At 60.1% G+C, this 8,132-nt stretch carries 8 protein-coding genes; 5 read left to right on the plus strand and 3 right to left on the minus strand.

The genetic code is table 11. The annotated features are described in order from the left end of the window. The first annotated feature begins 23 nt into the window (after positions 1-23). The gene (locus tag DXT77_RS09805) at positions 24-413 is read left to right on the plus strand and encodes a hypothetical protein (RefSeq protein ID WP_119427495.1); all 390 of its coding nucleotides are present in this window, start codon (positions 24-26) and stop codon (positions 411-413) included. A gap of 10 nt (positions 414-423) precedes the next feature. Continuing rightward, positions 424-1,323, plus strand: coding sequence for an alpha/beta fold hydrolase (locus tag DXT77_RS09810; RefSeq protein WP_119427496.1), 900 nt, complete (start codon positions 424-426; stop codon positions 1,321-1,323). Here DXT77_RS09810 and DXT77_RS09815 read toward each other — a convergent pair. Continuing rightward, the gene (locus tag DXT77_RS09815) at positions 1,292-2,275 is read right to left on the minus strand and encodes a GlxA family transcriptional regulator (RefSeq protein ID WP_119427497.1); all 984 of its coding nucleotides are present in this window, start codon (positions 2,273-2,275) and stop codon (positions 1,292-1,294) included. The two genes, DXT77_RS09810 and DXT77_RS09815, sit on opposite strands and share 32 nt — an antisense overlap. Positions 2,276-2,364: 89 nt before the next feature. On the opposite strand from DXT77_RS09815, the gene inhA reads away from it, so the two are divergent. The 3 genes from inhA (at position 2,365) to DXT77_RS09830 (ending at position 5,746) form a co-directional block, all read left to right on the plus strand. Next, positions 2,365-3,051: an isonitrile hydratase gene (gene inhA / locus DXT77_RS09820; RefSeq protein WP_119427498.1), complete on the plus strand. Its 687-nt coding sequence runs from the start codon at positions 2,365-2,367 to the stop codon at positions 3,049-3,051. A 235-nt stretch (positions 3,052-3,286) separates the two neighbouring features. Then, positions 3,287-4,078, plus strand: coding sequence for a CPBP family intramembrane glutamic endopeptidase (locus DXT77_RS09825; protein WP_119427499.1), 792 nt, complete (start codon positions 3,287-3,289; stop codon positions 4,076-4,078). A 102-nt stretch (positions 4,079-4,180) separates the two neighbouring features. Further along, positions 4,181-5,746 (plus strand): PAS domain-containing methyl-accepting chemotaxis protein, encoded by a 1,566-nt coding sequence (locus DXT77_RS09830; RefSeq protein WP_085711948.1) that lies wholly within the window; start codon positions 4,181-4,183, stop codon positions 5,744-5,746. A gap of 524 nt (positions 5,747-6,270) precedes the next feature. Here the strand turns inward: DXT77_RS09830 and DXT77_RS09835 are convergent. After that, on the minus strand, positions 6,271-6,630 hold the full coding sequence (locus tag DXT77_RS09835) for a DUF6124 family protein (protein WP_011333296.1): 360 nt from the start codon (positions 6,628-6,630) through the stop codon (positions 6,271-6,273). An 87-nt stretch (positions 6,631-6,717) separates the two neighbouring features. Further along, the gene (locus tag DXT77_RS09840) at positions 6,718-7,083 is read right to left on the minus strand and encodes a DUF6124 family protein (protein WP_119427500.1); all 366 of its coding nucleotides are present in this window, start codon (positions 7,081-7,083) and stop codon (positions 6,718-6,720) included. Positions 7,084-8,132 lie beyond the last annotated feature (1,049 nt).

Consider the following 8,132-nt stretch of genomic DNA (forward strand, 5'->3'; position numbering starts at 1 on the left):
AAAACCCGATTCAAGGAACCAGAATGAGCCAACGCATCCATCGCCCCATCGATTCCCCTCTGCGCACGGGCCTGACCCGCGACGAACTGTGGGAAGCCGCCGACAAGGGCCTGATCAAATGCTGGGAAATCGGCCGCCAGCGCGCCGCCCGCTTCCCCGACCTCGCTCAACGCTGCAGCGCCGATGAACTGCCGGTACTGGGCTGGAAGGGTGGCGTGAGTCGCAGCCTGAAGAAGAATGAAAAGTACGGCTCGCTGAAATACCTGGCCCAGTGGCAGGGGTTGCGCGGGGAAGATCTGGATATTGATCTGGGTGCCGAGCGGGTCATGACTTGCTCGCGGACGAAGATGGTGGTGACGTTTACGCCGGATCGCAGCAAGTATTTCAATCAGGTGGCGGAAGCTGAAACTTGAGGAATCCCGTATGACCGCAGCCGCGATGCAGTTTTGCAAGACCGAAAGTCTGACTATCGCCTATGAGCATCACGGCCCGGAAAACGGCAAGCCGGTCATCCTCCTCCACGGTTTCCCCTACTCCCCCCGCGCCTACGACGAAATTGCCTCGCCCCTCGCCGCCAAGGGTTATCGGGTGATCGTGCCGTATCTGCGCGGCTACGGGCCAACGCGTTTCAACAGCCCGGACACGTTGCGTTCCGGCCAGCAAGCGGCGCTGGCTCAGGACTTGCTGGAGCTGATGGATGCGCTGGGTATCGAACAAGCGACATTGTGCGGTTATGACTGGGGTGGTCGGGCAGCGTGCATTGTGGCGGCGCTGTTTCCCGAGCGTGTGCGCGGGTTGGTGACGGGCGATGGCTACAACCTGCAAGACATTCCGCATTCGATCCAGCCGCTGGATCCCGAGACCGAGCATCGCTTCTGGTATCAGTATTACTTCCACACGCCCCGTGGCGTTGAAGGGCTGACGCAGAATCGCCGGGCGCTGTGCGAGTTTCTGTGGCAGTTGTGGTCGCCGACCTGGGCGCGGAACGCCGAGCGTTTTCCGCTGAGCGCACCGGCGTTCGATAACCCGGACTTCGTTGAAGTGGTGATTCACTCCTACCGCCATCGATTCATGTATGCACCGGGCGATCCGGCGCTGGAGTGGATGGAGCAGGCGCTGGAAAAACAACCGGCGATCAGCGTTCCGACGATTTCGCTGTGCGGTGCGGATGATGGAGTCGGGCCGGCGCCAGTGGAGGATGAAGATGTTCATCACTTCACGGGTTTTTACCAGCGGCGAGTGCTGGCCGGTGTCGGGCATAACATTACCGAGGAAGCACCGGGTGAAACGCTCAAGGCATTACTGGATCTGCTCCGGCACTGACCGAAAACCGCTCCCGATACGCCTGCGGCGTCACACCCATGGCCCGCAGGAAACTGCGGCGCAACGTCTCTTCACTGCCAAAACCACAATTGGCCGCGACCCGTTTGATCGGCAATCCGGTATCGCTCAGCAACCGGCGCGCAGTCTCGACGCGGATCAATTCGATGGCACGGGCCGGGGTCTGGCCGGTGTCGGCGCGGTAGTGGCGCACGAAGCTGCGTTCGCTCATGCCGGCCTGTTCGGCGAGGGTTGGAATACCCAGATCGCAGGTCAGGTGTTCGGCGATCCACGCGTGCAGATCGTCGAAGCGGTTGCCCTGTTTTTGCAGTGACAGCGTCACGCTGAATTGCGACTGCCCGCCCGGGCGTTTGAGGAACACCACCAGTTGCCGGGCGACGTCCAGGGCCATGTCGCGACCGAGGTCGTCTTCGACCATGGCCAGCGCCAGGTCGATGCCGGCGGTGACGCCCGCCGAGGTCCAGACCGGGCCGTCGTTGATGAAGATCGGATTGGGCTCGACCTGCAAGCGTGGGTGCTTCTGCGCCAGTTGTTCGCAACGGGTCCAGTGGGTGACGACGCGGCGGCCGTCGAGCCAGCCACTGGCGGCCAGCAGAAATGCACCGGTGCAGACCGAGGCCACGCGCCGGCATCCATTGGCGTGTTCACGCACCCAACTCACCAACTCGGCATCTTCAGTAGCGGCGTAAACGCCCCAGCCGCCGGCAATGATCAGCGTATCGCTGGGCTGTTTGGGCAGCGGTTCGGCCAGCATCGCCAACCCGGCAGACGAGTTCACCGCCCCACCACCGCTGGCAATCACCGTTGGCGCGTACGGCGCAGGCAAACCCTGCTGGCGGGCGATGTCGTTGGCCGAGGCGAAGACCTGCAACGGCCCGGTGACATCGAGCAATTGCACATTGGCGAACGCGAGGATGTGGATGGTTTTCGGCATTTGGCGTAATTCGTGGGCTGATTGGCGTATGCGCCAAAACCTACGCACCTACAGTGAAGCCGTCTACCCCCTTCTTACGGAGATGAATCATGGCGTTGCAGATCGGTTTTCTGTTGTTTCCCCAGGTGCAGCAACTCGACCTGACCGGCCCGTACGAGGTGCTGGCCTCGTTGCCGGATGTGCAGGTGCATCTGGTCTGGAAGGATCTGGTGCCGGTGACTTCCAGCACCGGGCTGCTGCTGAAACCGACCACCACTTTCGAGGACTGCCCGACTCTGGATGTGATCTGCGTACCCGGCGGCGCCGGGGTCGGGCCGTTGATGGAGGATGAGCAGACGTTGGCGTTCATCAAGTCGCAAGCGGCGCAGGCGCGTTACGTGTCGTCGGTGTGCACCGGTTCGCTGGTGCTCGGCGCGGCGGGTCTGTTGCAGGGCAAACGGGCGACCACGCACTGGGCTTATCACGATCTGCTGGCAACTTTGGGCGCGATTCCGGTGAAGGATCGGGTGGTGCGTGACGGCAATCTGTTTACCGGGGGCGGCATCACCGCCGGGATCGATTTTGCCCTGACCCTGGCGCAGGAACTGGTCGGCGTCGACACGGCGCAACTGGTGCAGTTGCAGCTGGAATATGCGCCGGCGCCGCCGTTTGATTCCGGTAGCCCGGACACTGCTCCGAGCGGGATTGTCGATGAGGCGCGCAAGCGTGCGGCGCCTTCGCTGAAACTTCGCACTGAAATCACTGAGCGCGCGGCGGCAAAGCTCAACCTGCGCTGACATTTCAGCCAAACACAAAGCCCTGTGGGAGCGAGCCTGCTCGCGATGAAGGCGTGTCAGTTAATTTTTGTGCAACTGACCCACCGCCATCGCGAGCAGGCTCGCTCCCACAGGGGTTACTTGCCCTCCTTCACCACTGATTGGCGCTGTCCCTGATTTCCCCCACACCTTCACTTGTCCCCTCGCCCTCACCCGTGTAGAAAGCCTGTCCACAAATCGTGCACAAGGACTTTCCATGACAGCTTTGCCATGGCTCTATCTCGGGCTTCTCAGCCTTGGTTACGGATTGGCGCTGAGTTTCGGCCAGCTCGGCTGGCTGGCGCTGATCTCCATTGCACTGCTGGTTTTCGCCGGTTACGCCGTGCGCCAGCAAACCGTGCCGGTCGGGCGTTTTCTCGGTCATGGCCTGTTTATCGTGCTGGCCGTGGCGCTGGCCATGCACTGGCTGCCGGGCTTCTATAACGGCCGGGCCATCCCGGCGCAGCGTTTCACCGACAACGCCGTGCCGTTCTCAATGTTCGTGAATCTGGACAAACCACTGATCGGCTTCTGGCTGTTGCTGGTCTGCCCGTGGATCGTCGCGCGGCGCTCATTGCGCCTGACCGTGTACGCCACCGCACTAGCTCTGACGTTGAGCGTGATTCTGGCGCTGGGCGGCGCGATGTTGCTGGGCATGATCACCTGGGCACCGAAATGGCCGGATCAGGCGTGGCTGTGGGTGCTGAACAACCTGCTGCTGGTGACGCTGGTCGAAGAAGCGCTGTTTCGCGGCTATATACAGGGTGGTCTGAGCCGACGATTCAAACACCTGCCCTACGGCGAAAATCTTGCGCTGCTGCTGGCGTCCCTGCTGTTCGGCCTGGTGCACGTGGGCGCCGGCTGGCAATGGGTGTTGCTGGCGGGTCTGGCGGGGCTCGGCTATGGTCTGGCCTACCGATTTGGCGGGCTTGCTGCCGCGATCGCCACGCACTTTGGTCTGAACCTGCTGCATTTCGGACTGTTTACCTATCCGATGCTCGCGGGTTGAAGCAAGAGCCGTTTTGCGACGCCGTACTTATAAATGAAAAAAAACTTCAACAAATCGCCGACCCCGCCGACAACCTTTCAAAGCCTTGCGGATTGAAAAACCATGCGTAATAACCAGCCCATTACACAACGCGAACGGACTTTCCCGGCTCAGCAACGGTTGATTTCCACAACCGACGCCAAAGGCGTGATCACCTACTGCAACGACGCTTTCGTCGAAATCAGCGGGTTTTCACGTGAGGAACTGATCCGTGCGCCGCACAACCTGGTTCGTCACCCTGACGTGCCGGCTGCGGTGTTTTCGCACATGTGGGGCACACTGAAACAAGGCTTGCCATGGATGGGCATTGTCAAGAATCGCTGCAAGACCGGTGATCATTACTGGGTGAACGCCTATGTAACGCCGGTGTTCGATGGCAGTCAGGTGGTCGGTTACGAGTCGGTGCGGGTCAAACCGTCCGCCGAACAGATCCGCCGTGCCGAAGCGCTCTACCAACGCATCAACCAGGGCAAGTCGGCGATTCCTTCGAGCGACAAATGGCTGCCGATCGTGCAGGACTGGCTGCCGTTCATTCTGGTCAGCCAGTTGAGCTTCATGATCGGCGCCACCCTGAACTCGCAGTGGGGCTTCGCCCTCGCCGCCGGTCTGTCGGTGCCGCTGGGCCTGCTGGGCCTGCAATGGCAGCAACGTGGGCTCAAGCGCCTGCTGCGTCTGGCCGAGCAGACCACGTCCGACCCGTTGATCGCGCAAATGTACACCGACAGCCGTGGCGCCCAGGCGCGTCTGGAGATGTCGATCCTCAGTCAGGAAGCCCGCCTGAAAACCTGCCTGACCCGTCTGCAGGACACCGCCGAGCACCTGACCGATCAGGCCAAACAGTCCGACGCCCTGGCGCACAACAGCTCCAGCGGTCTGGAACGTCAGCGCGTGGAAACCGAACAGGTCGCCACCGCCGTCAACCAGATGGCCGCCACCACGCAAGAAGTGGCCAGCCACGTCCAACGCACCGCCGACGCCACCCAGGAAGCCAACCGCCTGACCGGTCGCGGCCGCGACATCGCCGGTGAAACCCGCGAAGCCATCCAGCGCCTGTCGGTCGTGGTCGGCGAAACCGGCCTGACCGTGACGCAACTGGCCAAGGACAGCGACGAAATCGGCGGCGTGGTCGACGTGATCAAAGGCATCGCCGACCAGACCAACCTGCTGGCACTCAACGCCGCGATTGAAGCCGCGCGAGCCGGCGAGATGGGTCGTGGTTTTGCCGTGGTCGCCGACGAAGTCCGCCAACTGGCGCAACGCACCAGCGAATCCACCGGCCAGATCCACGCCCTGATCGCCAAGCTGCAACAGACCGCATCCAGCGCCGTACAAACCATGGAAGCCGGCCATCGCCAGGCGGAAGAAGGTGTGGCACGGGTGCTGGAAGCGGATCAGGCGTTGGTGGGCATCAGCGAAGCGGTGGCCAACATCACCGACATGACCACCCAAATCGCCGCCGCGACCGAAGAGCAAAGTGCCGTGGCTGAAGAAATCAGCCGCAACATCAGCAACATCTCGGAACTGGCGGACCAGACCTCGGAACAAGCGCATAACTCGGCGTTGCTGAGTGAAGAGCTGACGAAGACTGCCAACACGCAATACTCGTTGGTGGAGCGGTTTAACCGCTGATTGTTCTGGCAATAAAGAAACCCCGGACAGCGAAAGCTTCCGGGGTTTTTATTGCCTGTCTGAAATGGATGTGGCCAGCACCGCCCTCTTCGTGGGCAAGCCCACTCCCACAGGGTTAACGGCGTTCACAGATTTTGTGTCCACCACCTATCCCTGTGGGAGCGGGCTTGCCCGCGAAGAGGCCCTGCCTGCTGGCGAAAATCTCATTCGAAAAGCGCGGACAGTGCCTACAACCGAATCAGACCCAACTGACTGGCACGCGTTGAAGCCCGGCTCTACTTTGTCGTCCAAACCTACTCCCACGGGCTAGCCAGCATGAAAAAACCTCCTACGCAGAATCCGATGCTGACGACCGACAAACCTGTGAGAAAGGAAGTCCGGGGTGAACTGACATTCCTTGATGTGCGGCGAGCGGCACGTGATGGACAGAAAGCGTTCGATAAATTCGTGATCACTGGCAGGCTGTGACCTTTTGATATCGATAAAAAAACCGGAAGCCAAACGCTTCCGGTTTTTTGTGCCGCTTACTCCTTCGGCACGAGGTTATCCAACGCCTGATTCACCGCCAATTCCCCCAACATCACCACTTGCGCAATGCCCAACAGGGTCTTGCGGTTCGGCCCTTCCAGCAGGCCGGCAAAGTCGCCGAGCATGACCGTGGCTGACGCGAGGGATTCGCAGGCGTTGGCCAGCAAGGACTCCGTGTCGGTTTGCGGGTTGACCATGAACATGTCGTTTGGGGTGTAAGGCGTGGCCATGATTTGGGCTGCGGGTGTCAGGTAATAGTCGAGGGCGCGTTCGGCGGCGTCGTGGAGTTTTCTTGAATCGGGAAATTCGTAGGGGGACACCGGATCTTCTAACGGTGGAATGACGGTCTTGGACATCAGCTGGAACTCCGGAAAGAGTCGCTTGAGGATTTGTGTAGACGGCTGCCAGGCAGTGAGGGGACAAGCCCCTCACCGAGGCGGCAACTACCGCGAGACGTGATGGTTATCCAGCACACGATTGACCAGCAGCTCACTCAGCATGATGACCTGCTGCAGTATCTGCATCGCCTTGCGCTGCGACGGATCGACGGTTTCGCCAATGTCCCGGGCCATGTCACTGGCCGACGACAGCGTTTCGCACGCTTCGACCAGCAGCGTTTCGTCATCCACCGTTGGATTGACCAGATAGATCCTGCCAGGCTTGCGCGATGGCTTGGACGTCTTCTGCGCCCCGGGATCGAGGTAATGATTGATCGCCCGCTCGGTGGCCGTTTTGATGTTTTCGGCTTCTAGTGCGGCGTCGTAGGGGATTGAATCGGTTTCTGGTGGGTTTGGCGTAATTTTGAACATACGGACTCTCTATCTTGAAAGAATTGAAGAGCCGTCACTTTCGCTACCAAACGATGGGTGGCGGCCACACGTGGGTTGGTAGACCGGTCAAGACAGAGAAACCCCCGGCGCCCCCGAAGGAGCCCCACGCATGGCCACCATATAAAATCAGCCTCAAAAATGAGACTGCATAAGGGGCGCCACACGGCTGTCAAGAAACGGGCTACCAAACCCGATCACTGTTTTTCAGTGACAGGGAAACGATATAGCCCGCCCCATAGCCGCGTAAGCCGGCGGATTCTGGCGTACGCGTAGGCAACGACGCAAGGTGTTGTAGCCCTTATGGCGTAACGGTTCGTGTACTTTAAACGTGCTTGCAGAATTACGTTTATGCGCCAAAAAGCCAGATGTTTGACTGTTCTTTTGCTGTGCTCTGACAGACCGCTTTCGTCGGATCGCCGCCCGGACCAAGCCCGCTCCCACAGGGATTGCGTGAAGTCTGCAAGAAACTGGTCGGCTGTCAGGCCGCCATCGCCAGCAGGCTGGCTCCCACAGAGAGCAAAAGCAGCCCGCATCCGCTTCTCACCACTCAAAACGATGAGCGTTAGCTCGAGTACCGCTTTTGATCCTCGGGCGACGTCGGAAGGCTGAGTGGAGGGATTTATCCGGGGGTGGGAGCGCAGCGACCGTTTGGCGAAGCCAAACACATCGAGAGGAGGTGCAGCGAAGCAAACCGTAGGCGATGCCCCCCGGATGAATCCCGGAGCGAAGGAACCCCGAGCTTTAGCGAGTGGGCCGGACGTAGGAGCAAGCGTTTTTTTGCTTACTTTTTTTAGGCGTTTGTAAAAAAAGTGAGTCGCCGTAAGGGCGAAACCCTAAGTGGCCGTTACCGCAGCAACGGATATGCACATAGATCGAAAAGTCTGTCGCGTTCAAGATCTACCCCCTCACTGTAGAGACCGGTACATCCTTTACACATCAGACCGGGGACATCGTTTACACCTTTTACAGGCTTGATACGCGCTTGGCACCGCGTTCAAGCCTGCCTAAACAGAAGTTGCAAAGGTACA

It is taken from the genome of Pseudomonas sp. 91RF, assembly GCF_003576265.1.
GTDB classification, from domain to species: domain Bacteria; phylum Pseudomonadota; class Gammaproteobacteria; order Pseudomonadales; family Pseudomonadaceae; genus Aquipseudomonas; species Aquipseudomonas kribbensis.

Excerpts from the sequence above, each read along its gene's own strand:
- DXT77_RS09805 (WP_119427495.1), top strand. The coding sequence starts at position 24 with ATGAGCCAACGCATCCATCGCCCCATCGATTCCCCTCTGCGCACGGGC.
- DXT77_RS09810 (WP_119427496.1), top strand. The coding sequence starts at position 424 with ATGACCGCAGCCGCGATGCAGTTTTGCAAGACCGAAAGTCTGACTATC.
- DXT77_RS09815 (WP_119427497.1), bottom strand. The coding sequence starts at position 2,275 with ATGCCGAAAACCATCCACATCCTCGCGTTCGCCAATGTGCAATTGCTC.
- inhA (WP_119427498.1), top strand. The coding sequence starts at position 2,365 with ATGGCGTTGCAGATCGGTTTTCTGTTGTTTCCCCAGGTGCAGCAACTC.
- DXT77_RS09825 (WP_119427499.1), top strand. The coding sequence starts at position 3,287 with ATGACAGCTTTGCCATGGCTCTATCTCGGGCTTCTCAGCCTTGGTTAC.
- DXT77_RS09830 (WP_085711948.1), top strand. The coding sequence starts at position 4,181 with ATGCGTAATAACCAGCCCATTACACAACGCGAACGGACTTTCCCGGCT.
- DXT77_RS09835 (WP_011333296.1), bottom strand. The coding sequence starts at position 6,630 with ATGTCCAAGACCGTCATTCCACCGTTAGAAGATCCGGTGTCCCCCTAC.
- DXT77_RS09840 (WP_119427500.1), bottom strand. The coding sequence starts at position 7,083 with ATGTTCAAAATTACGCCAAACCCACCAGAAACCGATTCAATCCCCTAC.